The organism is Devosia sp. YR412 (assembly GCF_900110945.1).
Taxonomy (GTDB): domain Bacteria; phylum Pseudomonadota; class Alphaproteobacteria; order Rhizobiales; family Devosiaceae; genus Devosia.
Genome location: NZ_FOFL01000002.1, coordinates 284,505 through 306,771, shown reverse-complemented (window position 1 = coordinate 306,771; position 22,267 = coordinate 284,505). Strand labels below are relative to the sequence as shown.

General features: G+C 63.3%; 21 protein-coding genes and 1 other RNA gene. 15 read left to right on the top strand and 7 right to left on the bottom strand.

Going from position 1 to position 22,267, the window contains the following annotated elements:
* Positions 1-112: 112 nt before the first annotated feature.
* Positions 113-1,441: a M16 family metallopeptidase gene (locus BM045_RS07755; protein WP_092181790.1), complete on the bottom strand. Its 1,329-nt coding sequence runs from the start codon at positions 1,439-1,441 to the stop codon at positions 113-115.
* A complete protein-coding gene (locus tag BM045_RS07750) occupies positions 1,441-2,763 on the bottom strand; it encodes a M16 family metallopeptidase (protein WP_244522961.1) in 1,323 nt (440 codons plus the stop codon). Before BM045_RS07750 ends, BM045_RS07755 begins: the two co-directional genes overlap by 1 nt.
* A gap of 207 nt (positions 2,764-2,970) precedes the next feature.
* Here BM045_RS07750 and ettA point away from each other — a divergent pair, with 207 nt between their 5' ends.
* The 3 genes from ettA (at position 2,971) to BM045_RS07740 (ending at position 5,994) form a co-directional block, all read left to right on the top strand.
* A complete protein-coding gene (gene ettA / locus BM045_RS07745) occupies positions 2,971-4,626 on the top strand; it encodes an energy-dependent translational throttle protein EttA (RefSeq protein ID WP_092183139.1) in 1,656 nt (551 codons plus the stop codon).
* A gap of 155 nt (positions 4,627-4,781) precedes the next feature.
* Positions 4,782-5,108: a hypothetical protein gene (locus BM045_RS18705; protein WP_139198748.1), complete on the top strand. Its 327-nt coding sequence runs from the start codon at positions 4,782-4,784 to the stop codon at positions 5,106-5,108.
* Positions 5,109-5,121: 13 nt separating this feature from the next.
* Complete coding sequence (locus BM045_RS07740; protein WP_170848428.1) at positions 5,122-5,994, top strand: alpha/beta fold hydrolase; 873 nt, start codon at positions 5,122-5,124, stop codon at positions 5,992-5,994.
* Positions 5,995-6,255: 261 nt separating this feature from the next.
* On the opposite strand, the gene BM045_RS07735 is transcribed toward BM045_RS07740, so the two are convergent.
* Positions 6,256-6,699 carry a host attachment protein gene (locus BM045_RS07735; RefSeq protein WP_170848427.1) on the bottom strand — a complete coding sequence of 148 codons (444 nt, stop codon included), beginning with the start codon at positions 6,697-6,699 and terminating at the stop codon, positions 6,256-6,258.
* 172 nt (positions 6,700-6,871) lie between these two features.
* On the opposite strand from BM045_RS07735, the gene rarD reads away from it, so the two are divergent.
* Both rarD and BM045_RS07725 read left to right on the top strand, forming a co-directional pair.
* Positions 6,872-7,813, top strand: a complete 942-nt coding sequence (rarD, locus tag BM045_RS07730) for an EamA family transporter RarD (protein ID WP_170848426.1) — start codon at positions 6,872-6,874, stop codon at positions 7,811-7,813.
* A 70-nt stretch (positions 7,814-7,883) separates the two neighbouring features.
* Positions 7,884-8,471: a hypothetical protein gene (locus BM045_RS07725; RefSeq protein WP_092181778.1), complete on the top strand. Its 588-nt coding sequence runs from the start codon at positions 7,884-7,886 to the stop codon at positions 8,469-8,471.
* Here BM045_RS07725 and BM045_RS07720 read toward each other — a convergent pair.
* Positions 8,431-9,342: a hydrogen peroxide-inducible genes activator gene (locus tag BM045_RS07720; RefSeq protein WP_139198747.1), complete on the bottom strand. Its 912-nt coding sequence runs from the start codon at positions 9,340-9,342 to the stop codon at positions 8,431-8,433. The two genes, BM045_RS07725 and BM045_RS07720, sit on opposite strands and share 41 nt — an antisense overlap.
* Positions 9,343-9,440: 98 nt before the next feature.
* Here BM045_RS07720 and katG point away from each other — a divergent pair, with 98 nt between their 5' ends.
* The 10 genes from katG to BM045_RS07670 all read left to right on the top strand — a co-directional run bounded on the left by katG (position 9,441) and on the right by BM045_RS07670 (position 19,099).
* A complete protein-coding gene (gene katG / locus BM045_RS07715; RefSeq protein WP_092181772.1) occupies positions 9,441-11,633 on the top strand; it encodes a catalase/peroxidase HPI in 2,193 nt (730 codons plus the stop codon).
* Between the two features lie 237 nt (positions 11,634-11,870).
* A complete protein-coding gene (locus BM045_RS07710; protein ID WP_092181769.1) occupies positions 11,871-13,016 on the top strand; it encodes a DUF2336 domain-containing protein in 1,146 nt (381 codons plus the stop codon).
* 103 nt (positions 13,017-13,119) lie between these two features.
* The gene (locus BM045_RS07705) at positions 13,120-14,088 is read left to right on the top strand and encodes a metalloregulator ArsR/SmtB family transcription factor (protein WP_092181766.1); all 969 of its coding nucleotides are present in this window, start codon (positions 13,120-13,122) and stop codon (positions 14,086-14,088) included.
* The gene (metF, locus tag BM045_RS07700; RefSeq protein WP_092181763.1) at positions 14,081-14,992 is read left to right on the top strand and encodes a methylenetetrahydrofolate reductase [NAD(P)H]; all 912 of its coding nucleotides are present in this window, start codon (positions 14,081-14,083) and stop codon (positions 14,990-14,992) included. The genes BM045_RS07705 and metF overlap by 8 nt, the downstream gene beginning before the upstream one ends.
* A 185-nt stretch (positions 14,993-15,177) precedes the next feature.
* Positions 15,178-15,954 carry a hypothetical protein gene (locus tag BM045_RS07695; protein WP_092181760.1) on the top strand — a complete coding sequence of 259 codons (777 nt, stop codon included), beginning with the start codon at positions 15,178-15,180 and terminating at the stop codon, positions 15,952-15,954.
* Positions 15,955-16,103: 149 nt separating this feature from the next.
* Positions 16,104-16,829, top strand: coding sequence for a molecular chaperone DjiA (locus BM045_RS07690; RefSeq protein ID WP_092183135.1), 726 nt, complete (start codon positions 16,104-16,106; stop codon positions 16,827-16,829).
* 34 nt (positions 16,830-16,863) lie between these two features.
* Positions 16,864-17,254, top strand: an RNA gene (rnpB, locus tag BM045_RS07685) — RNase P RNA component class A.
* A gap of 164 nt (positions 17,255-17,418) precedes the next feature.
* Positions 17,419-17,814, top strand: a complete 396-nt coding sequence (locus BM045_RS07680) for a hypothetical protein (protein ID WP_139198746.1) — start codon at positions 17,419-17,421, stop codon at positions 17,812-17,814.
* A gap of 4 nt (positions 17,815-17,818) precedes the next feature.
* A complete protein-coding gene (locus BM045_RS07675; protein ID WP_092181754.1) occupies positions 17,819-18,052 on the top strand; it encodes a helix-turn-helix transcriptional regulator in 234 nt (77 codons plus the stop codon).
* A 69-nt stretch (positions 18,053-18,121) separates the two neighbouring features.
* On the top strand, positions 18,122-19,099 hold the full coding sequence (locus tag BM045_RS07670) for an NAD(P)-dependent alcohol dehydrogenase (RefSeq protein ID WP_170848425.1): 978 nt from the start codon (positions 18,122-18,124) through the stop codon (positions 19,097-19,099).
* Here BM045_RS07670 and BM045_RS07665 read toward each other — a convergent pair.
* From BM045_RS07665 to BM045_RS07655, 3 genes are read right to left on the bottom strand one after another with little or no spacing between them, the layout of a single operon-like run.
* Positions 19,096-20,133 (bottom strand): histidine kinase dimerization/phosphoacceptor domain -containing protein, encoded by a 1,038-nt coding sequence (locus BM045_RS07665; protein ID WP_092181749.1) that lies wholly within the window; start codon positions 20,131-20,133, stop codon positions 19,096-19,098. The genes BM045_RS07670 and BM045_RS07665 overlap by 4 nt on opposite strands.
* Positions 20,134-20,135: 2 nt before the next feature.
* On the bottom strand, positions 20,136-20,582 hold the full coding sequence (locus BM045_RS07660) for a response regulator (protein WP_092181746.1): 447 nt from the start codon (positions 20,580-20,582) through the stop codon (positions 20,136-20,138).
* Positions 20,579-22,072, bottom strand: a complete 1,494-nt coding sequence (locus tag BM045_RS07655; RefSeq protein WP_092181743.1) for a sensor histidine kinase — start codon at positions 22,070-22,072, stop codon at positions 20,579-20,581. Before BM045_RS07655 ends, BM045_RS07660 begins: the two co-directional genes overlap by 4 nt.
* Positions 22,073-22,267 lie beyond the last annotated feature (195 nt).

The following is a 22,267-nucleotide window of genomic DNA, read 5'->3' as shown; positions in this document are numbered from 1 at the left end:
CAAGGTGGTGCGATCTGGCGGCGTGGGGATGGACCTCAGGATGGGCCCCGGCTCAAGGCCGGGTGACACCGTGGGTACGGGTCGTCCGATGCAAATCCGAAGGTGGATGCGACTATTGCGCCACCTTCGGCCCCAGCAGCAGCACTGTCGGCTTCGTCCCCAACAGCTTCGCCGCCACCGCCTTCACATCGTCCACCGTCACCGCATTGAGCAGGTCGGCCCGCTGGGGCAGGTAGTCGATGCCGAGGTCCCAGAGCTGCAACCCGATCAGCGTGCTGGCGATGGCCTGCGACGAGCCGAGTTCGCGCAGGGGAGCCGAGCCGATCAGGTATTTCTTAGCCGAAGCCAGCTCTTCATCGGTCGGGCCTTCGGCCGCCATTTTGGCCAGCACGTCCTCGATGACACCCAGCGTTTCACCGGCGCGATCGGCGCGGGTGGAGGTGTTGAGCACCAGCCCATTGGCATGCTGCTGGTTGAACAGGCCTGAGCTGACGCCATAGCTCAGCCCGCGCTTTTCGCGGACTTCGGCATTGAGGCGCGACAGCACACTGCCACCGCCGAGAATTTCATTCATCAGCGTGGCGGCGTAATAGTCGGGGTCGCCAACCCTAACGGCCGGGAAGGCCATGAAAATGCTGGTCTGGGGCAGGGGATAATCCACCGCCAGATCCTTGCCCAGCGCCGGCGCGATATCGGCCACCGGCGTCAGCTCGGCATGCTCGGGCAGGGCGCCGAACAGGTCGTCGATCATGCTTGCGGCGGTTTCGGCATCGACAGCGCCGACGATGGCGATGTGAAGATTATCGCGAGCAAAGGTGGCCTTGTGGAAGGCGCGCAGGTCATCGGCGGTGATGGTGTTGATGGTCTCGGGCGTGCCGTCGACCGGGCGGGCATAGGAATGCGTGCCGTAGAGCGTTTCGTTCCACAGCTTTTGCGCGGCAGTGGCCGGGTTCTGCGCGTCGGCGGCAATGCCGCTGAGGATCTGGGCGCGCATGCGGTCAATCGGGTTCTGGTCGAAGCGCGGCTCTTCAATGGCCAGCTTGAGCAGGCCCAGAGCCTCGTCCTTCTGCTCGGCCAACAGGCGCATCGAGCCATAGACGGTATCCAGATCGGCGGTGAAGCCCATTTCGGCGCCGGCCGCATCGAGCGCGATCTGGAAGGCGTCGCTGTCGAGGTCGCCGGCGCCTTCATCGAAGAGCGCGGTGATCAGGTTGGCGGTGCCTTCCTTGCCCGGCTGATCCTGCGTGCTGCCGCCGTCGAAGGCGAAGCGGATGGTGATGATCGGCACGGCATAGTCTTCCACCAGCCAGGCCTTGATGCCCTTGGGCGAGGTGATCTGCTGGAACTGCACTTCGGCCTGGGCCGGCAATACGGCAAGCAGCAGCAGGGCTGGCGCGGCGACAAGCGCAATGCGGCGGCGGAGCGTGGCAAAAAAAGTCATTACGGGGCTCCGTTTTCGGTGGGCAGCAGGTAGCCGGTGACCGCGATTTTCGGGTCGAGATATTTCTGGGCGACGGCCTGCACCTGTTCGGGCGTCACCGCCTTGATGCGGTCGGACCAGGCGTCGATATCGGCAATGGTCCCATCATTGGCGAGGCGGTTGCCATAGATATTGGCCATGCTGTCCTGCTCGTCGCGGGCAAAGATCAGGCTGCGCACATAGCGCATCTTGGCTGCCTCAAGCTCCTCGGCTGTCACGCCATCCTTGATCAGACGCGCCACCTGTTCGCTCACTGCCGCCTCGACGTCAGCGAGCGTGTGCTCTCCCTGCGGCATGCCATAGAGCGTGAAGCTGGCCGGGTCATAGGCGCCGCCGTCATAGCTGGCGCCGGCCGCCGAGGCGATCCCGGTCTTGACCACGATTTCCTGGTAAAATCGGCTGCGCGAGCCGCCGCCGAGGATTTCCGACAAAAGGTCGAGTGCTTCGGCCTCGCCAGCTTCGGCGGTGCGATAATTGGGCGTCACCCAGCTGCTGCTGAAACTGGGCAGGCCGACGCGCGGATCGCTCAGCGTCACCGTGCGGGCGGTGTCATGGGTGGGTTCGGAGGGGCGGATGCGCGGCGGCAGCTCGGGACCACGCGGCACCTTACCATAGGTCTCCTCGGCCAGCTTGCGGACTTCCTCAGCATCGACATCGCCGGCCACGACCAGCACGGCATTGTTGGGCGCGTAATAGCGGTCGTAGAAATCCACGGCATCCTGGCGGTTAAGCTGTTCCATCTCGTGCAGCCAGCCGATTGTGGGGATGCGATAGGGGTGGTTCTGGTAGAGCGTGGCCGAGACCTCCTCGCTCAGCAGCGCCTGCGGGCTGCCTTCGACGCGCTGGTTGCGCTCCTCGATCACCACGTCGCGCTCGGCGCCGATGACCTCTTCGGTGAGCACCAGGCCGCGCATGCGGTCGGCCTCGAAATCCATCATTTCGGGCAGAAATTCCGGCGGCACGGTCTGGTGATAGACGGTGACGTCATTGGTGGTAAAGGCATTGGTATAGCCGCCGATCTCGGCAATGACGCGATCCATCTCACCGGCCGGATGCTTTTCGGTGCCCTTGAACATCAGGTGTTCGAGGAAATGGGCGATGCCGGATTTGCCGGGCGCTTCGTCGGCGCTGCCGACCTTGTACCAGACCATATGGGTGACGATCGGGGCGCGGCGATCGGGGATCACCACTACCTCAAGCCCGTTCTCCAGTGTGAAATCGACCACCTTCGCCGGCTCCGGCGCAGCCTGCGCCCAGGCGCTGGCCGACAGCAGGGCGCCCATGGTCAGCGTAAGGAGAGGTCTGATCAGCATGTGCGCTCCGGAAAGGTCAGTCAGGACAAGGTGATAGGCGAGGGCTGTGACAGCGGCATCACCCTTCGCGGGTCAATGGGGCGTAATTCCGACCAATCCCTGCGACCCGTTGCCCGAACGAGCGGCTTGCCCTACATAGACGGCCAATCACGCAACGCCGAAGAGGTCAGCAAGCCGATGGCTCGCCAGTTCATCTATCACATGCACGGAATGTCCAAATCCTATGCCGGCGGCAAGAAGGTCTTGGACAATATTCACCTCAGCTTCTACCCCGACGCCAAGATCGGCGTGCTCGGCCCCAACGGCTCGGGTAAATCCACGCTGCTCAAGATCATGGCTGGTGTCGATACCGAATTCCAGGGCGAAGCCTGGGCCGACAAGGGCGCCCGCGTCGGCTATCTGAGCCAGGAGCCAGAGCTCGATCCGGCGCTCAATGTGCTCGGCAATGTGATGACCGGCGTCAAGGAAAAGAAGGCCATCGTCGATCGCTACAACGAGCTGATGATGGAATATTCGGACGAGACCGCCGATGAAGCCTCAAAGCTGCAGGACCAGATCGATGCCGAGAACCTGTGGGATCTCGAATCGCAGGTCGAAGTGGCCATGGAAGCGCTCGGCTGCCCGCCCGGCGATGCCGATGTGACCAAGCTCTCGGGTGGCGAACGCCGCCGCGTGGCGCTCTGCGCCCTGCTGCTCTCCAAGCCCGACCTGCTGCTGCTCGACGAGCCGACCAACCATCTCGATGCCGAAACCACCGCCTGGCTCGAACGCCACCTGCGCGAATTTGCCGGCGCCGTCTTGATCATCACCCACGATCGCTACTTCCTCGACAATGTCACCGGCTGGATCCTCGAGCTCGATCGCGGCCGCGGCGTTGCCTATGAGGGCAATTACTCGGCCTATCTCGGCGCCAAGGCCAAGCGCTATGCGCAGGAAAAGAGCGAAGATCAGGCTCGTTCCAAGGTCTTGGAACGCGAAAAGGAATGGATGGGCCAGTCTCCCCAGGCGCGCCAGTCCAAGTCCAAGGCGCGTCTCAAGGCGTATGACGAACTGGTCAAGATCAACGACGCCCGCACCCAGAGCCAGAGCGCCCAGATCATTATTCCCCCCGGCGAACGCCTCGGCCACAATGTGATCGACGTGGAAGGCCTGTCCAAGAGCTTCGGCGATCGCCTGCTCATCGACAACCTGACCTTCAAACTGCCCCCGGGCGGCATTGTCGGCATCATCGGGCCGAACGGCGCCGGTAAGACCACCTTGTTCAAGATGCTGACCGGCCAGGAACAGCCCGATACCGGTTCTGTGACCGTGGCCGAGAATGTGCATCTCGGCTATGTCGACCAGAGCCGCGACAGCCTCAACCCCAACAAGACCGTCTGGGAAGAAATCTCCGAGGGCGACGAAGTGCTGATGCTGGGCAAGCGCGAAATGAACTCGCGCGCCTATACCTCCACCTTCAACTTCAAGGGCGGCGACCAGCAGCAGAAGGTCGGCAATCTCTCGGGCGGCCAACGCAATCGCGTGCACCTGGCCAAGATGTTGAAGTCTGGCTCGAACGTCCTGCTCCTCGACGAGCCGACCAACGACCTCGACACCGAAACCCTGGCAGCCCTTGAAGAAGCGCTGGAAGAATTCGCCGGCTGCGCGGTGATCATCAGCCACGATCGCATGTTCCTCGATCGTCTGGCCACCCACATGCTGGCCTTCGAAGGCGACAGCCATGTCGAATGGTTCGAAGGCAATTTCGCGGACTACGAGGCCGACAAGATCCGCCGCCTGGGCGCCGATGCGGTCAACCCGAAGCGCGCGACGTATAAGCCGCTGACGCGGTAACCATCCGAGGCGCCCCGCAAGGGCGCCTCTTTTGCATCGACCCGCGGAAACCATGGAGACACTGGGGTTTTGCGGGCCGCGCGAAACTGTGCAACACAGATTTCGTTGGTATATTTGACTGCGGGTCCGTGGACGCCCGTTGCTGTGGGGGCAAGATGAAGTTTGTTGCGGCGACCCTGATCTGGGGCGCGATGGCGGTGGCGGCTTATGCGGCGCCGGGGCAGTGTACCATGACGGGCTATGGCACGTTCGATTGCGATGTGGCGCTGGATGGCGGTGGGCTGACGTTCGGTCTGCCGGATGGTCGCACTTTTGCCTTTGCGCTGGAGCAGGACGGGGTTGGCACCGGCTATCTGATCGAGGCCGATGCGGCGCCGGGATCGCGGCCGGATGAGATCGAGGACCTGTCGCCGGTGGATGGTCAACCCGGCTGCTGGGCGCGCGACGACGACTTTGCGTTCTGCGTGCTCGTCGCGGAATAGGAGGCGGGCCGGTTTGCCCGATCTGGTTATGATTGGTGAAAAGTTCTCGGTCTCTGTCGGCGGCGCGCAATTGATGGGGCGCCGGCTGGGCGAAGGACTGCCGGTGGTGTTCCTGCATGCCGGGGTCTGCGACAAGCGGATGTGGGCCGAGCAGATGGCCATGGTGGCCGACGAGGGCTGGCAGGCGATTGCTTATGACCGGCGGGGCTATGGCGAGACCGAAAGCCCCGACGTCGCCTTCAACCATGTCGATGATCTTGAATCGCTGCTCAAGGCGCTGGATATCCATGCGGCCGTGTTTGTCGGCTGTTCGATGGGCGGCGGGCTGGCAGTGGATTTTGCGCTGCGCCATCCGGGGCAGGTGATCGGGCTGGTTCTCATAGGCACCTCCATCACCGGCGCGCCCTGGAGCGCAACCGATGTCGAGAACCAGATCGAGGCGGCCGAAGAGGATGCCTATGAGCGCGGCGATCTCGAGATGATCAATCGCGTGCAGGCGCATGAATGGCTCGATGGTCCGCGCACCTCTGGCGGCCGTGTGACGGGCGCGCCGCGCGAGCTGTTTCTGGACATGAATGCGATTGTGCTGAGCAAGCCGCAGCTGACGCTGGAAGAGGAACGGCCAAGCGCCTGGACGCGGGTGGGCGAGGTTGGTGCGCCGACCATGCTGCTGGTCGGCGACGAGGATTTTTCCGCGCTGATCGAGCGGCACGAGACGCTGTCGGAAGAAATGCCCAATGCCTTTGCGGCCGTGCTGGAAGGCGTGGCCCATATCCCCAGCATCGAGCGGCCGGAACTGGTCAATACGATGCTGATCGAGTTTCTCGATGCGATTGAGGGCGGGGATGATGAGAATGAGGACGGCGAAGAGTCTGACGAGGATTAGGAAGTACCCCCACCCGACCCCCTTCGGGGGCCACCCTCCCCACAAGGGGGAGGGATAAGAAGCATCGAGTGTGCTGAACTCTCCTATCCCTCCCCTGAATGGGGAGGGTGGCCCCGGAGGGGTCGGGTGGGGTGATGCCGGCCGCCCAGCCGTTCGGGGTATCCGCTGAGAAAGAGATTCAACACATTAAGAGGCCGATTCAACTGTTGAACCAGTTGCATCGGCCTCGTCATTTAGCGTGTTGATTTTGCTGCGCTAAAGTTACGCGGCCAGAATACCGTCGAGATGCTTGTCCAATTGCGCCGTCGGTGTATTGGTCAGATCCTTGTTCAGCTCGGCCACCACGGTCTTCTGCACCGCGGCCGAAATGGCCTTGCGCAGATCGCCCAGCGCAATCGGCGCAGCCGCGATCACCAGGCGGTCGAAATCGCCCTTCTGCTGGTGGCGGTCGAGCGTGGCGGCGACGGATTTGACGAATTCGGTTTCGCGATAGGCGACCGGGTCGGTCTTGGCTTCGAAGCCGCCGTGCGTGCCGGTGCCGCTCTTGCTGCCGGGGCGGTCGGAGACAATGTCCTGAGCCTGCAGCGGTTCGATGGCCCAGTCGAGACCTTCGACCTGCTTGAGTCCCTTGCCCGGGCCATGGTGTTCGAGGACGCGCGCCTGTGCGCCGTCAGCGATCAGAACCCAGGTGACGGTTTTCTTCATGATGAACTCCTGCTGGTGAATGTCTTGCAGGAGGTCAACGCAGTCCGCGGCAAAAGGTTGGCGCCAGCTATCAGCTTTAGCGCGAGCGCGGATCACAAACTCTGCTTGGCGAGCGCGGGGACGCGCTGCTATCAGAGGCCTCAGAGCATCCCCGGCGGATGCGGAGTTTTTCATGTCGCTTCCCGAATCCGCACCCGAGGCCCTAGCCGCGACACAGCCGCCGGGACGACCGATGTCCGATGGCAGCAAGGGGGTCGCTGCGGCAATCCTGGTCTATGGGTTGTGGGGTTTTCTGCCCCTGCTGTTCAAGCAGGTGGAGGCGGCCGGATCGGTGCTGGTCGTGGCCGAGCGGACCTTGTGGTCGCTGGTGGTGCTGGTCCCGATCCTCACCATCTGGGGTGGCTTTGCCGAAGTGCGGGCGCTGTTTGCCGATCGGCGCCGGCTACTTGGCTCACTGTTCTCGGCCGCGCTGCTCGGGGCCAACTGGCTGCTCTATGTCTGGGCCATCGAGAGCGGGCAGGTGCTGCAGGCGAGCTTTGGCTATTTCATCACGCCGCTGGTCAATGTGCTGATCGGCATGCTGCTGTTCGGCGAGCGCCAGAACCGGCTGCAGACCATTTCCATCGCCATGGCGGCCGTGGCCATCGCCGTTCAGGCGATTGCCCTGGGCAATATTCCCTTTGTTGCCCTCGGGCTGGCGCTGACCTTCGGGTTCTATGGCTATTTCCGCAAGACAGCCCATATGGGCCCGGCCTCGGGCCTGTTTGCCGAAACCCTGATCATGGTGCCGTTTGCCCTGGGCTATATCGCCTATAGTTTTGCCACGGTCGGGCCGGGCGCGCATGCCGATCCCTATCTGATGACCTGGCTGGTGATCACCGGTCCGGCCACCGCCATTCCGCTGCTGCTGTTCGCCTTTGCAGTCAAGCGGCTGCGGATGACGACGATCGGAATGTTCCAGTATATCGCGCCGTCGATCCAGTTCCTGCTCGCCATCCTGCTGTTCGGCGAGCATCTCGACGGCGTGCGGCTGTTCAGCTTTGCGCTGATCTGGCTGTCTCTGCTGGTGTTCAGCTACGACAGTTTCCAGCGCCGCAAGCGGGTGGCCGCCTGACGAATGTTTCGCGCGGAACAGCGCCTACGCCGGGCCTCTGTCATTGTTGGAGCAGACTGGAGATCACGCCATGCCCGCCCACCACGTTGGAAATGCCCCACGCTTCAAGACCCTGGCCGCTGAGCGGAATTATTATCTGTGCTGTGCCGCCGGTAGCGGCCAGCTCAGGGTCGATCTCAAGCATTATGCGCCCTCCAACCTCGGCATGGTGGCGCAGCTGATCAAGCGGGGCTTCCTGGGCAAGAAGCGCGGCGCATCTGTGCCGCTGACCGACAAGGGCCGGGCCTATCTGAAGCGCCACGGTCTGGGTGCCTACATGACGATGGTGGTCAAGGATCTCAGCATGCTGGACGAGCGGGAGACCGATGTCCGTGCCATGCTGGTGCTGGCGCTGCAGAGCAGCTCGGTGCTGCGGCCAAAGGAGATGATCACCGACCAGCTTCGGGCGCTGATGGCGCGTGGACTGATCGAGAAGATCAGGGACGAGCGCCGGTTCGACTATCAGATGCGGCCGACGGCGGCGGGAATGGCCATCTTGGCGGCGGCCGGCGACAAGATGATCCGCGCCATCATCGCCAAGACCGACGAGCGCTATCTGCGGCAAAACTACCAAGGCTTCACCGCCCTGATGGCGATGCCGCTGGATAGAGAGACCTGATCACCTCGGCCATCTTGTCGAACGTGGCGCCAAACGGCGTCGCTTCGCGCCAGACCAGCGACAGCAGCCGTCCGGCGCCGGGGGCGCCGAGGTCGTGGATGGCGATGCGCGGGTCGCTGGCTTCCTTGCGCAGGGCAATCCTCGGCAGCAGCGTCACGCCCTGACCATTGGCGACGAATTCGACAATGGTCGAGAGCGAGGTGGCGGCAAAGGTGCGGGCGCTGGGATCGCTGTCGAGCCGGCAGGCGGCAATGGTCTGGTCGCGGAAGCAATGGCCCTCATCGAGCAACAGGATGCGTTCGGGCGCCAGACTGGCCAAGGAAACAGGCGTGCTCGTGGTTTCGCTCAAGCTGGTGGCCAGCACGAAGGGATCCTCGAACAGCGACCGACTGACCAGTTTCGGACCCTGCTCCGGCGCCTCTGTGCCGATCAGCGCGACGTCGAGGCTGCCCTCGACGAGCCCTGCCATCAGCGCATCGGTGCGGTTCTCGCTGACGGTGAAGTCGAGGCCCGGCAGGCCAGCGGTGAGGGCCGGAAAGATTTCCGGCAGCAGATAGGGCGCGACGGTCGGGATCAGGCCGAAGCGGATCGGCCGATCCGGCTCGCCGGCATGACCCAGGGTGAAGGCCGAAAGTGCGTCGGCGCTATCCAGCACCTGGCGGGCGCGGCTGACGAATTCCAGGCCAAAAGGTGTCGGCCGCACGCCAGCCTTCAGCCGATCAAACAATGGCGTGCCGCACAATTCCTCGATGGCCTGCACCTGCTGGCTCAGTGCCGGCTGGCTGATATTGCAGGCTTTGGCGGCGCGGCCGAAATGGCCGGTTTCGGCCACGGCCACCGCATAGCGCATCTGTTTGAGCGAGAGATGCACGATAAGCTCCACCTATACACGATGGTTGTATTATCAATTGGCCTAATGATTGTCACCTTCCTATAAAGCGGCCAGCAGCAAGCAATAGGAGACTCGGCATGTCCGACACCAATCCCCATGGCGCCGACGCGTCTGAAGCCAAGTGCCCGGTCAATCACGGCGGTGGCGCCCCCAAGAAGCATGGCGGCAACAGACAGTGGTGGCCCAAGGCGCTCGACGTGCAGATGCTGCACCGCAATTCCCACCTCTCCAATCCGCTGGCCGATGGGTTCGACTATGCCGAGGCGTTCAAGACGCTCGACCTGGCCGCCGTCAAGGCCGACCTCACTGCGCTGATGACCGATAGCCAGGACTGGTGGCCGGCCGACTTTGGTCACTATGGTGGCCTGTTCATTCGCATGGCTTGGCACAGCGCCGGCACCTATCGCATCACCGACGGCCGTGGCGGCGCGGGGCAGGGCCAGCAGCGCTTTGCGCCGCTCAATTCCTGGCCGGACAATGCCAGCCTCGACAAGGCGCGCCGCCTGATCTGGCCGATCAAACAGAAATACGGCAATGCGCTGAGCTGGGCCGATCTGATGATCCTCACCGGCAATGTCGCGCTCGAGAGCATGGGCTTCAAGACCTTCGGCTTTGCCGGTGGCCGCGCCGACGTCTGGGAGCCCGAAGAGCTGTTCTGGGGTCCGGAAGGCACCTGGCTGGGCGACGAGCGCTATTCGGGCGAACGCGAGCTCTCCGAGCCGCTGGGCGCCGTGCAGATGGGCCTCATCTATGTCAATCCGGAAGGTCCTGCCGGCAATCCTGACCCGATCGCCTCGGCGCGCGACATTCGCGAAACCTTCCGCCGCATGGCCATGGATGACGAAGAGACCGTGGCGCTGATCGCCGGCGGGCACACCTTCGGCAAGACGCATGGCGCGGGCGATCCGTCGCTGATCGCGGCCGAGCCGGAAGGCGCTGATCTCGAAGACCAGGGCCTGGGCTGGAAGAGCAAGCATGGCACCGGCCTCGGCGCCGATGCCATCACCTCGGGCCTTGAAGTCACCTGGACGCAGACGCCGACGCAGTGGAGCAATTTCTTCTTCGAGAACCTGTTCAAATATGAGTGGGAACTCTCGGCCAGCCCGGCCGGCGCCAAGCAGTGGGTCGCCAAGACCACCGATGCCGTTATCCCCAACGCTTTCGACCCATCCAAGAAGCACCTGCCAACCATGCTGACCTCGGATCTGGCGCTGCGCTTTGATCCGATCTATGGCCCGATCTCCAAGCGCTTCCATGACCACCCGGAGCAGTTTGCCGACGCCTTTGCCCGCGCCTGGTTCAAGCTGACCCACCGCGACATGGGCCCCAAGGTGCGTTACCTCGGCGCCGAAGTGCCGGCTGAAGACCTGATCTGGCAGGATGTCATTCCGGCCGTCGATCATGAGCTGGTCAATGATGCCGACATCGCAGTGCTCAAGGGCAAGCTTGCCGCGTCGGGCCTGACCGTCTCGGAACTGGTATCCACCGCCTGGGCCTCCGCCGCGACCTATCGCGGTTCGGACAAGCGCGGTGGTGCCAATGGTGCCCGCATTCGTCTGGCGCCGCAGAAGGACTGGGTGGTCAACCAGCCCGGCCAGCTGGCCCGCGTGCTGGAGAAGCTCGAAGCCATCCGCGCCGAGTTCCAGGCCTCGGGCAAGACGCTCTCGCGGGCCGATCTGATCGTGCTCGCCGGTGGCGTCGGCATCGAGCAGGCGGCCAAGGCTGGCGGCCAGGATGTGGTGGTGCCGTTCACCCCGGGCCGCATGGATGCGAGCCAGGAACAGACCGATGTCACCTCCTTCGCCGCGCTCGAGCCGCGCGCCGATGGCTTCCGCAACTACTACAGCCCGCGTGCTTTCCTCGAGCCCGAGGAGTCGCTGGTCGACAAGGCCCAGCTGCTGCGCCTGACCGCACCGGAACTGACCGTGCTCATCGGCGGCCTCCGCGTGCTCAAGGCCGGCGTCAACGCGCATGGCGTCTTCACCGACAGACCTGAAGTGCTGAGCAATGACTTTTTCACCAACCTGCTCGATATGGCGACGGTTTGGTCACCCAAGGGTGACGAAGAGGGCGTTTACGAGGGCCGTGACCGCAAGAGTGGCGAACTTCGCTGGACCGGCACCCGTGTCGATTTGATTTTCGGTTCGCACTCGCAGCTTCGCGCCGTGGCCGAAATCTACGGTCAGTCGGATTCGTCGGCAAAGTTCACCAAGGACTTCGTCGCCGCTTGGACCAAGGTGATGAACGCCGACCGGTTCGACCTGCGCTAAACCTCTGACGCGTAAAAAAATTGAAGGGCTCCGGCATCACGCCGGGGCCCTTTTCATTTTAAGAAAATTGTATTCCGCACAACCCGGTGCGCCTTCTGGCGAAAGCAACAGGACCGCCGTGGGGAAAGTTTCAGACGGATAAAACTTGAATTGAATTGGCCCGATCCCTTTCAGGCGGCCTGAGCACATGGGCGTCACACTGAGGGGCAAGATCCACCGCTTAGAACGGGACCAACCATGTCAGAACTCGATCAAGGCGAACGCGCCTTTTCCAGCTTTCGTGTCCTGAGTGGTGCCCATGGCGAGGACCATCACTCCGAGCGCGATCAGCTGTTCCGCAACATGGCGCAGCTGTTCAGCTATGTCTCGGATCGCTGCGACGACGAGCAGGTCGCCCAGTATGACGAAGTGCTGTGCCAGCTGGCCGCGCTGGTCGAGGTCGAGGCACGGGTGCATGTCGCCAAGCTGCTAGCGCCGCTCGACCGGGCACCGGGCACTGTGGTGGTGCGGCTGGCCAATGACGATATCGAAGTGGCCAAGCCGCTGCTCGAATTCTCCAATGTGCTCAGCGATGACGACCTGATCGACATCGTCTCGCATCAGAGCGAAGAGCATCGCGTGGCCATTGCCGGCCGCAGCACGGTGACCGATCGTGTCGGCGAGGCCATCGTCGAGCATGGCGAGCGCGCCTCGGTGGTGCGGCTGGTGCGCAATGTCGGCGCCGAGCTGGACAAGACGACGCTGGAAAAGCTGGTGGAACGCGCGGTGCGCGATGTGGAGATCGCCGCCGACCTGCGCAACCGTCACGACATCGACTGGAAGTCGCTGCGCGGCGAAATCGACTCGGTGGCCAACAAGGTGCTGGAATCGCTGGGCGAGGTCGACCGCAGCCGCACGCTTGATCCGGTCGCGGCCGGCAAGGTCAATGCCGTGGTCTATAACCGCATGCGCAATCGCGCCGGCTTTTCCGCCAATGAGTGGAAAGTGGCCTATAATCAGGTCAAGGCGCTCAGCGATCGCAAGCAGCTCGATGATCGCGCGCTGGCCCGCTTTGCCCGCTTCGGCTATGGCCACCATGCTGCTGCTGCGCTGACGGTGATGCTGAGCGTCGCGCCAGAAGTTTTCGTCAAATGGCTGGCCAGCCAAGACTATGTCGCCATCACCGTGGCGCTGCGCGCTGCCGGCCTCTCGACTGATCTGTTCGAGGCGGTGGTTGCCACCTTGCCATGGCGCGACCTGCCGAGCGAAGCCGACAAGACCATGATCGCCAGCCGCTTTGCTGCACTCGACACCGAGGAAGCTCTCGGCATTTTCGAACTCTGGCGTGCCCACGCCTTCCGCAAACGGGCGGTCAGCGAAGACCGCGCGCAAAGCGTGGCCTGACAAGATCCCCGCGAAAGCGGGGATTTTTGTTTTGGCCCTGCGAAGCCACTAGACCGCGCCTTCAATCCAGATATAAAGACATCTTTATATCTCGTGAGGGGCGATGGCTCAGCTGGACGAATTGGTGATGGTGCTGAAGGCGGCGGGTGAGGGGACCCGGCTGCGGCTTCTGGCATTGCTCGCCGATGGCGACCATTCGGTCAAGGACCTGACCGAAATTCTCAAGCAGAGTCAGCCGCGTGTGTCGCGGCATTTGAAGCTTCTGGCCGATGCCGGGCTGATCGAGCGCAATGCCGAGGGTGCCTGGGCCTATTACGGGCTGACGCAGGATGGCGATGCGGGCGACCTGGCAAAATGGCTGATTTCCCGGGTCGATGACACTGATATCGAGCGAGCGCGCGATATCGAGCGGCAGCAGAAGGTGCGCGACAGCCAACAGGCGCAGGCCAGCCAGTATTTTGCCAAGGTGGCTAGCAGCTGGGACCTGCTCAAGACCCTGCATGTGCCCGAAGAGGCCGTGGAAGCGGCCGTCGTGGCGGCGCTGGATGGCAAAAAGGTCGAGACGCTGATCGACCTTGGCACCGGCACTGGCCGCATGCTGGAAGTGCTGGTGGACAGCTACAAGCGCGGCATTGGCATCGATTCCAGCCGGGAAATGCTGACCGTGGCGCGGTCGCGGCTGGCGAGTGCCGGCATCAATCATGCGCAGGTGCGGCTTGGCGATATCGGCGATGTCGACCTGACGGCCGGGCCGGCCGATGTCATTGTGGTGCATCAGGTGCTGCATTATTTCGACGATCCGGGCCGCATGCTGGCGCAGGCGCGACGCCTGCTGAAGCCTGACGGGCAGATGGTGATCGTCGATTTCGCCCCGCATGACCTCGAATTTTTGCGCCAGGAGCATGCCCATCGCCGGCTGGGCCTGTCGCAGAGCCAGATGAGCGGCTGGGCCGCCGCCGCCGATCTCACTGTGGAGGCGGTGCGCGAATTTCCCAGCCAGAGCAATGACCGTGGCCTGACAGTGTGCCTGTGGCGCCTCAGCGACAAGAAGACGGAACCGAACCATGCTTGACGACAATCTTCGCGCCAGCCGCCAAACCGCCGACCAGCGCCCCGACCTGCAGATTTCCTTTGAATTCTTCCCGCCCAAGACCGACGTCATGGAGGAAAAATTCTGGGACTCGGTTCACAAGCTGGCGCCGCTGAAGCCGCGTTTTGTTTCTGTGACCTATGGCGCCGGCGGTTCGACCCGCGAGCGCACGCTGCGCATGGTCAGCCGCATCAAGGCGGAGACCGGCGTCGATGCCGCCGCCCATCTGACCTGTGTCGGCGCGACGCGCGACGAGGTCGATGCCGTGGTGCGCGATTTCCAGCAGGCTGGAGTCAACCGCATCGTTGCGTTGCGCGGTGATCCGCCGGAGGGTGTCGGCCAGCCGTTCACCCCACATCCCGAAGGCTATCAGAATGCTGCCGATCTGGTCGGCGGGCTGCGCCGCATCGGTGATTTCGACATTTCGGTCGCCGCCTATCCGGAAAAGCATCCGCAGAGCCCGGACATGGCGTTCGAGATCGACAATCTCAAGCGCAAGATCGATGCCGGTGCCAACCGCGCCATCACGCAGATGTTCTTCACCAACAGCGATTACCTGCGTTATGTCGAGCGCGCCCGCGCTGCCGGCATCACGGCGCCGATCGTGCCGGGCATCCAGCCGATCCACAGTTTCAAGCAAATCGCTAGCTTTGCCGCGCGCTGCGGCACGTCGATCCCGGCTTGGCTGGCCGAGCGTTTCGATGGCCTGGACGACGAGCCGGAAACCCACGCGTTGGTTGCTTCGGCCGTGGCCGCCGAGCAGGTGACGGAATTGCTCGACGAGGGCGTGACCGAATTCCACATCTATACGCATAACCGCTCGCCGCTGGCCTTGGCTTTGGCGCGCATTCTGGGTCGCCGGCCGGAGGCGGACGCAGGGCTTTAACCTTGCGTTCACCATGATCTGGTGCGATGGCGTCTCGGCCCGTGGGCTGGAAGCTGACTTTGCGTCATTCAGCTTCCGTTCAGCTTGCGGGTCGCATTGCTGGTCGCGTGGCCGATTTCCATAAAACGGCCACGAAAATCCGGCTCTTTCGCCCACCGGAGGCGAAGCAATTCGGGACGTGAAGCATGAAACTTGACCGCCGCATCACCAATGGCCTGGCCTGGGCCGGGGTTGTTCTCGTCATCGGCGTGCCGGCGGCGGATCTGTTGTCGGCGCAATTTTCCGGCGATGCCGCACCGGCACAGGTGGCGATGATCTCCCCCGTTGCTCCCACGCCCGCGCCGCTGAGCCAGCGCCCGGATGCGCCGGTTGCCAAGCCGGCCGTCGAGGTTGCGGTCGCAGCGCCAGCCAAGCCTGCTGTGGTGAAGCCAGCCGCTCCGGCTGCGCAGGCCGCCACCGCGGTCGATAGTTTCCTGCAGTCCGGCAAGCCTTTGCCAAGCTATATCACTGGCGCAGGTGCAGCGCCCGCGCCGGCGCAGACGGCCGCTACCCAGCCCGTCCGCACGCCTATCGTGACCACGCCAGCCGCGGTCGATCCGGTGCAGGTCGCTGCCATTCCGCCGCAGAAGGTGGCGCCGGTGCCCATGCCGCTATCGATGCGGCCCGAGCCGATCCGCGTGCCGGTGGCCGTCACGGCGCCCGGCGCCATCGTCATCCCGCCCGGTATCGCGCCGCAGCAACAGCCACTGCCCGCCATGGTCAACGAGGCGGATCTGGCGGATTGGGAAACCGGGCCGCTGTCGGAATTTCTGGCGCGCCGGCAGGGTCAGGGCGGTAGCTCGGCCACCGTGACCAATGACTATGATCCCAATGGCTTTTTCCTCGATCAGGGCCCGAACAACCAGCGCCGTGACCGCGTCATCGGTTGGGAAGAGCCGGGCTTCTCCTTCTTCGCGGACTGAGGCAAGCAGCCATGCAGCTTTGGGCGGTGGACCGTTTGGTCGCCAGCCGTTAGGTTGCGCCTCCTGATCGCGCGGGCCTGCCGCACGATTCCCCTCACGAGGCGCAGCGGGTCGTCACGAGCATGCGCAATTGCGAAAAGCACACCGACATGTGGGAGAGACTGGGCGACTTTGTCGGCTCCTTCAGCCAGCGCACGGGCTTTGCCGGCTCGCTGGCCAATGCGCTTGACCCCGACAATTGGCTGCCCGGCGGGCGCGATGCCGCCTTCACGCTGGCGCTGATTGCCCTGGCCGCCAAGATGGCCGTGGCCGATGGCGTGGTGACAGCCTCGGAAGAACGCGCCTTCCGCGCCACGGTAGAAATCGCCGCCGGCCATGAAGATCAGGTCATTCGGGTGTTCAATCTCGCCAAGCAGGATGTGGCCGGCTATGACGCCTATGCCCGAAAAGTGACGCGCTTTTTCCACGACAGTCCCGATACGCTGGAGCATGTGCTCGACAGCCTGTTCTATATCGCCACGGCCGATGGCATGGTGCATGAGGCCGAGCTCGATTACCTCAAGTCGGTCAGCGATATTTTCGGCTTCGACGATGTGCGGTTCGAGCAGATGGCCAGCCAGCATGTGCGGCTCGAGGCGGGCGTTGATCCCTATGCGGTGCTGGGGCTGGATCCCAAGGCCGATCCGGCCGAAATCCGCCGTGTCTATCGGCTTTTGGTGGCCGAGCATCATCCCGACCGGCTGATCGCCAAGGGCGTGCCCGAGGCGTTGATCGACGTGGCAACCGACCGGATGAAGGCGATCAACCTGGCCTATCAGGCGCTGACCAAGCCGGTACAGCACCCATTGCTGACGGCCGATCCCGCCAGCGCTTGACGCGGGGCCATGCAACTTACTACATCACGCCACGCCAGTTGACCGGGTGACCGCTGGCAGTGGGGTAACCTGCTGCTGGAGGAAAGTCCGGGCTCCTTTGAAACACGGTGCCGGTTAATGGCCGGCGGGGGCGACCCCAGGGAAAGTGCCACAGAAAGCAAACCGCCGGTCTTCGGACAGGTAAGGGTGAAAGGGTGCGGTAAGAGCGCACCGGGCGACCAGCAATGGAAGCCGCACGGTAAACCCCACCGGGAGCAAGACCAAATAGGGATGACGCGGGGCCTCGGCCCCAGCCTGTTTTGAGGCCAGATCATCCGGGTTGGTTGCACGAGCGTCCTGGTAACAGGCGCCATAGATGAATGGTCACCACGTCTGCCCGCAAGGCGCAGGCCCTACAGAACCCGGCTTATAGGTCAACTGGCGTTTTCCTTGTGCAGGCTCAATAGAGGCTTCTGCTCCTCCAAGGGAACAGTCCATCCTGTGATGTATGAAAAACTTGACATCTAGTCCGGTTATTCATACTCATGCTTCAACGTTTGCGAAAGGGGGTGCAATGACGCATCGGGAGATGGTTTCTTGGATACAGCTGGTGGCGGCGCTGCTGGTTGCCGTTTGGCTGGGATATGATCTGCTGAATGGCGGGTTGGTGGGGGCCACGGTGGCCGGCGTTGCGGGCAAGCTGTTGTGGGTGATCGGAGCGGTCATCGTCGTCGGCATCGTGTCGACGATCGTGATGAGCATCGCGGTGTCTGCGGTCCGGCGCGAGGCATTCCGGGAGGCACCGGCCGATGAGCGGGACCTGGCAATCGATGCGAGGAGCCTGCGGCTGGGGGGAATCGTGACGTCTGCGCTGGCAGGCCTGGCGCTGGTCCCGCTGGCCATGGGCGTGGACCCGGTGTTTGCCGTCTATGGGCTGTTCGGGGCGCCGATGATCGGCGGCACGGTCAGTTCTGCGGCACAGCTCTATTACTACCGGGTCGGCTAGGCCAATGGGCAAGGGACAGTCAGGCATCACCAACACCATCAGGGTGCTGCGCTTCAATGCCGGGGAGATGACCCAGGCGGCGCTGGCGGAGAAAGTGGGTGTGACGCGGCAAACCGTGGTTGCGATCGAGCAGGGGCGCTATTCGCCATCGCTGGAAGTGGCGTTTCGCATTGCGGCTGCCTTTGAGGTGCCACTTGAGCAGGTGTTCCAATGGGCGCCGGCTGACGGGCAGGACTGAACGGTTTCGATCTTTGAGTGGATTGAAAGGCCGCGAGCATGGCTCGGCGGCGCGCTATGACGCATGGAGATGGGCAATAGACAGGTGACGCAGAGCCATTATGGCGCGCCGGATGTGCTGGAAGTCCGCGAGGTGCCGCGGCCGGTCGCGAAGCACAATGAGGTGCTGATCCAAGTCAAGGCCGTCAGCGTGACACTGGCCGATTGCGCGTTTCGCCAGGCTGATCCGTTCGTTACCCGGCTGTTTAATGGATTTTTGCGGCCCAGAAAGCTTGTGCTGGGCAGTGACATCGGCGGCGTAGTGGCGGCAGTGGGCCGCGATGTCACGCGCTTTGCGGTTGGCGACGCGGTGTTCGGCAGCATTGGCAGCGCGCTGGGTGGTTGTGCCGACTATGTCTGCCTGGCTGAGGATGCGGCCGTGGTGCGGCGGCCGGAGGGGCTCGATGCGGGCGATGCGGCGGGGTTGAGCTATGCCTATCTCACCGCCATGCCGTTCCTGCGCGATGCAGCGCAGCTTAAGCAAGGCGATCGGGTGCTGATCAATGGTGCCTCCAGCAGTATCGGGGTGATTGCCGTGCAACTGGCGGTGCATTTCGGCGCCGAGGTTACGGCGGTGTGCAGTGCGCGCCATGCCGGCCTGATCCGCTCGCTTGGCGCTACCCACGTGATCGACCGCCATGCCGTGAATTTTACTACAGCGCAGAATGCCTATGACGTGATTTTCGATGTAGTGGGCAAGTCGAGCTTTCGGCGCTGCAAGGCCGCGCTCAGGCAGGGCGGGATCTATCTGACAACAGTGCCGAGCCCGGCCACCTTCTGGCACATGCTGAGCACGCGCAAATCGGCGAGACGCGCGCAGGTGATGCTGACCGGGCTACGGCCTGCCTTGGACAAGCATAAGGATCTGCTGCAACTGGTCGCTCTGGTGCAGTCGGGCGCGGTGCGGCCCGTCAGCGACCGATGCTATCTGTTGGCGCAGGTCGCTGCGGCCCATGCCTATGTCGAGGCGGGGCTAAAGTCCGGTGCTGTTGTGGTGGAAATGGCTTAGGCGGAGAACTGCAGGCTCACCCGGGTGCCGCCGCCTTCACTGCGGTAGGCGACAGTGGCGCCGAGGCTGCTGGCCATGGCCTTGACGATGCGGCTGCCGAGGCCGGTGCCCTGCGGCTTGCCGGTGCCGTCCCAGCCCACGCCATCGTCTTCGACGGCAAGGTCGATGCTTTCGCCCAGGCCGCGTGCCATCAGGATACGCACGTCGCCCTTGTTGGAGCCGGCATAAGCATATTTGATGGCATTGGTGACCAGCTCGGTGACGATGACGCCGATCGAGGCGGCCTTCTCCGTCGGGATGGCGATGTTTTCGGCGGTGACAACGATGCGGGAATCGTTGCCGGTGGCGCGCATGGAGGTCTGTAGCTCGGCAGCAAGGCTCTGCAGGTAATCGCCGATCTGTACCGAGCGGACGTCTTCATTGGTATAGAGGTGGCGGTGCACGCCGGCGATGGCCTGGATGCGGGCCTGCGTTTCGGCCAGTGCCTGCTTGGCATCGTCATTGGCGACGGCATTGGCCTGCAGTCCCACCAGCGCCGCAACCATGGCGAGGCTGTTGGCGACGCGGTGATTGACCTCGCCCAGCAGCATCTCGGCCCGTTCGCGCGCCTCCCGCATTTCGAGTTCGGCCTGTGCCTTGGCGCGATTGAGGCTGATCAGGTCAACCGCATTGGTGATGGCACTGGTCAAAAGCTCGAGGAAATCGGCATCGACAGTCTTGAGCACATAGTCCGCAGCGCCGGCTTTCAGCGCCGCGATGGCGACGGCGGTTTCCACCGTGCCGGTGACATAGACCACGGCCGGCTTGTCGGTGAGGTCGGCCATCTGCGCCAAGACGTCAAGACCGGTGCCGCTGGGCAGGTAGTGGTCGAGCCCGACCACGTCGATGCCACCCTGGCGGATGCGTTCAAGACCCGCTTCACCGTTTGCCGCCAGCTCTATCGTATAGCCGCGCCGCTCCAGAGCCTTCTGCACGAGCCGTGCGAGGCCTGGATCGTCGTCGATATAGAGCACATGCGGCACGCGCTGGGTCATGGTCAGTCGGCTTCCGGAACCTGCATCACCGAAAAGAACAGGCCGAGCTGACGAATCGCATTGGCGAAACCTTCGTAGTCGACGGGCTTGGTGATGTAGACATTGGCCCCGAGGTCGTAGCAGCGCTGGATTTCGCGCTGGTCGTCGGTGGTGGTGAGGACAACGACGGGCGAGCGCTTGGTGTGCTCGTTGCCCTTGACCTTTTCGAGGATGTCGACGCCGGTCATGTCGGGCAGGTTGAGGTCGAGCAGCACCAGCAGCTGGCGGCCCTTGTTGACCGCGCCGGTGCCGTCCGGCCCCATCAAGAAGGCCAGCGCATCGCTGCCATTGGTAAAGGGCAGAATCTGGTTGGAGACGCCGGCACGGCGAATGTTCTTCTCGATGAGGCGGGCATGGCCCTCATCGTCCTCGATCATGATGATGGTAACTGGCTTGCCGTCATTGCTCATGCGGACTGGCTCCCGATAAAGCTGCGCAGATCGCGCGGCAGGATGATGATGAAAGTGGTGCCTGTGCCCAGCTCTGAGCGCAAGGTAATATCGCCGCCGAGGCTTCGCACCATGGTGCGGACATGGGCGAGACCGATGCCTTCGCCCGGCTGCGTCTGGGTTCCGGCGCGGCGGAACAGCTCGAAAACGCGCTCGTGGTCATTGGCGGCGATGCCGCGGCCATTGTCCTCGACCTCGATCTCGATACGATTGCCCTGCGCCGGCCTGGCGCGGACAGTCACTTCGAGAGGGCGCCCCGGTTGCTGATACTTGATGGCATTGTCGAGCAGGTTGCCCAGCACCTGTTCGAGCGACAGCTTGTCGGTGACGATGCGGGGCAGGCGGACATCGACAGTGGCAGTGCCGCCATTTTCGACGATCTGGTGCTGCACCGTGGTTACCGTGGCATTGGCGATCTCGGCCAGGTCGAGCGTTTCGGGCTTGAGCTGGCGGCGGCCCTCGCGGGAGATCTTGAGGATGGCGTTGATCAGGCTGTCCATCTTGCGCGTGGCGGCGCGAATGAAGGTGATGGCCTCGGGCAGGTCTTCGGTTGCCGCGAGCTTGGCATCGGCGAAATTGGGGTTCCCGTCGTCTGGGCGGTCCTTCATATAACCCGCCAGTTCGCCGACGCTGGTCTCCAGCTCGCTGGTGAAGCCCATGATATTGACCAGCGGCGCCCGCAGGTCATGCGTGACGATATAGGCGAAGCGCTGGATTTCCTCGTTGGCGCGGCCGAGGTCGGAGGTGCGCTCGCGGACGCGCTCTTCCAGCCCGGCATTAGCGGCTTCGACTTCGGCACGGGCAGCGGCGATCTCGCCATTATAGGTGACCACCGTCCAGGCTGCGGCCCCGACGAAGGCGAAGATGATCACGCCGCCGATGATGGTGACCCAACGAAGGGCGACGGTGCCATTGCGCTGATATTCAAGGCCCTCAATGGTGCGGGCGTCGGCAGCGTCGATAATGCCGGTAAACATGGTGCGCAGGGCGTCCATGTCGACCTTGCCACTGTCACCGCGAACAATAGCGAGCGCTTCATCGAACCGTCCGGCCCGGGTCAGCTCTACCGTCTCGGCCAATTCGGCCAGCTTGTTGTTGGTATTGGTGCGCACCATGTCCGCTACGCCATTGGCCTCGGCATAGGGGGCGAGAACCTGTTCCAGCCGATCCAGAAAGCCTGGCAATTCCGGCAGGGCGGCGTCATAGGGCTCGAGGTAACGTTCGTCCTGCGTCAGCAGATAGCCGCGTTGGCCGGTTTCGGCATCCTGCAGGGCATTGCGCACACTGACTGTCACGGCGCGGGCAACGCGCGCGTTGGTGGTTTCGTTGAACCAGTAATTGTTGTTTTCGACCAGCCAGATGGTGGTGCCGACAATGGTGGCCAGCGCCAGGAAGGCGACGGCCAGCAACAGGGTCGTCGAACGTACAAAAACATTAGTGGAAATCGGCATTTACGCTCCCGGCGCGCAGTATCCGTGTTCATGGCGCAAAGGGCAGGGCCACACAACACAGAAAAGCAGTTCCACCAAGGTTTCATTGCAATAATTTCTGAATCCGAAGCTTCAAAACACCGGCTAATCGCTCATGGGAAACAGAATCTTAAACCTGTGTGGTCAAAAGTGCGGAAATGTTTACGGACCGGATTT